Raw genomic sequence first — 2,425 nt, 5'->3', positions numbered from 1 at the left:
CCGGGCAACGCGCCAGGTGCTGGCCTGGCGCATATCCAACACGATGGACGCCGGGTTCTGTGTCGAGGCGCTGCAGGACGCCATGGCCCGCTACGGCAAGCCTGAGATCTTCAATACCGATCAGGGCAGTCAATTTACCAGTCATGCCTTCACCAGCGTTCTGCGGGCAGCAGAGGTCCGGATCAGCATGGATGGGCGAGGCCGCTGGATGGACAACGTCTTCATCGAACGCCTCTGGCGATCAGTGAAATACGAGTGCGTTTATCTCCACGCCTTCGAGACCGGCAGCGAACTGCGGGCTGGCCTCGAGCGCTGGTTCACCTACTATAACCACCATCGGCCCCATTCCGCCCTTGCCGGCAAAACCCCGGCAGAGGCATATGGCCAAACTCGCGGCATGACAACATTGGCTTGAGCTTAACTTCGCCGCAAACCTGTCCAAGAAGGCGGGACCACCTCACTCGCTCTCACCACACTGTTCGGATATCGCCACGGCGAGACTTGTCTTGCCGTGGCTGAGATCTTTCCCGACATGCTCGCCATATTTCCCAATACGGTGCATGGACGCCAATGGGTAAACGCTTGCGAGGCACTTGCAAACGTCTCTATCGTCGCCACTCGAAGCGGTAATCGAGTGCTCGCTGGCAAACTGGAGAGCACTATGAGGGCTTTCGCAGTTGAATTGGCGAGCACCTCAGGAAACGACCCATTCGTCGCCCGGGTTCTCACTAAGACCTTCTTAGCCATCGACGATCCGACGACAGCATTAGAAGCCGCCAAAAAGATCGGCGACGACGTGAAGGATCACTGGCTGCTTTATCAACAGTCCAAAGCGGAGCTCGCGCTCGGTCTAGCCGAGCCGGCATCGACTACGGCCAAGCGCGCACTCGATGCTGCCGGGAAGGATCCCAAGGGGAAAGCCAGGCTGGCGATTTACCACGACCTGATGAGCCAGTGCGACGAGGCGCGCGGCTCGGTAACCGAAGCATTGGAAAGCGCAGAGGCTGCGCGAAGCTCGGCCAGCAACGACCAGTACAAACGCCAGTTGTCAGCGCGTGTGGAAGCGTTGAAAGCGCGCCAAGGCTGATCCGGTTGAATATCAATTCCGCGTCATGACCGCGTTTTTTTGGCAGCGACTTTCTCTTGGCCGATGTCTGTAACGGGGCACGAATGGAACTTTGTGCCGCGGCCGTGTGGCCGTTCTTGTGGCCCGCCGCGTCGTCCGCCGACGCGGCGCTGGTACTGGGCGATTGAGTGACCGTTTGCTGGATGAAGCGGTCTCCTGAATGTCCGCGCCATGCATCCGGCGAAGGTCCTTTCATGGCCGATTGCTGCCTCACAATGTTAGCGCGGAATAATCAGGAAGATTGTTCCTGATCGGCCACGAAGAGACGCTCGCGTCGTTTCATCGAACGGCTGCTCATCGGCCATGGTTGGACATTATGATATCTCTGCGATTCGGCAAGCATCAACCTCCTGTCGGAGACGTATGCCCCAGTACGGCTGCGATCGCAACAATGGCCAGCATGGCGAGCGCCTCGACGAACAGCAACGCGTGGAAGCGCTCCTGTGTGGCCATAAAAGCAGAGCCGTCCTGATGCGCCTGCGCGCGAAGTTCGGGAAGAACCACCAGCCGGTTCCAGCCACCCAATCCCACGGCCGCAGCGACGCACACGAGCTTCGCGGCAAGTATCCGGCCCCAGGGCATCGTGAAGAGCCGCACGTCTGCCTGCCCGGTGTCCTGCATCACGTTGTATAAACCGGTGACCAGCACGACGACGAGCGCAGCCGTCGCCAGGTACGATAGCTCACCGCAGAAAGCTGCCATTCTTTCGGTCGTTGCGTGAGCGGTCGTTGAGCGTCGGAGCATAATTGCGGCGACGATCACGCTACCGGCCCACAGTGCTGTCGCGCACAGATGTGCGACATGGATGGCTTCACGCGCCGAGAAGTCGCCCGCATCGGCCGCGTGGCTGGCCGCGGCCTTGCCCGCGGCCCAAGCGACCAGGCCCGCGATGAACAGCGGCAGCCCGCGACGGTCGGAAAGTCGGCTCAGCGTCGCCAGCAGCGCACCGACGAACCCCACCGACCACGCAACCCCGTAGTGCGATTGCGTGAGCACGGCAATGACAGCGGCGCCTGCATCGGCAAGTGGCGAGCCGCTCATTACGGCTGCCTGCAGCCACAGGTACGCGAGGGTCGTGAGTGCCAACACCATCGAGAGACCCGCCTGCCAGCCGCGCAGTGCGGCCGGCGCGCCGATACCGCTGCGCCTCCCCATTACCTCGCAAGCCAGGGAACCGGCTGCCGTCGCGAATAGCACGTTCTGCACGGCTGCTACGGCGATCTGCGTGGCGACGAGCGGCTCCACGGTCACTTCACCGTAAACTGGTAGTGCCCCTGCGTGCGATGCCCGTCCGCAGCG

The 2,425-nt window shown here is 61.6% G+C and carries 3 protein-coding genes; 2 read left to right on the top strand and 1 reads right to left on the bottom strand.

Going from position 1 to position 2,425, the window contains the following annotated elements:
- A partial coding sequence (locus WM40_RS26415; RefSeq protein ID WP_046154543.1) for an integrase core domain-containing protein occupies positions 1-415 on the top strand: 415 nt, incomplete at its 5' end.
- Between the two features lie 246 nt (positions 416-661).
- Positions 662-1,087 carry a hypothetical protein gene (locus WM40_RS26410; protein ID WP_236693718.1) on the top strand — a complete coding sequence of 142 codons (426 nt, stop codon included), beginning with the start codon at positions 662-664 and terminating at the stop codon, positions 1,085-1,087.
- A 381-nt stretch (positions 1,088-1,468) separates the two neighbouring features.
- On the opposite strand, the gene WM40_RS28380 is transcribed toward WM40_RS26410, so the two are convergent.
- Positions 1,469-2,425: CopD family protein (locus WM40_RS28380; RefSeq protein WP_052738557.1), on the bottom strand; the 957-nt coding region annotated here is incomplete at its 5' end.

Origin of the sequence: Robbsia andropogonis, from assembly GCF_000970345.1 — a bacterium.
GTDB classification, from domain to species: domain Bacteria; phylum Pseudomonadota; class Gammaproteobacteria; order Burkholderiales; family Burkholderiaceae; genus Robbsia; species Robbsia andropogonis.
This window is presented reverse-complemented; position numbering and strand designations above follow the sequence as displayed.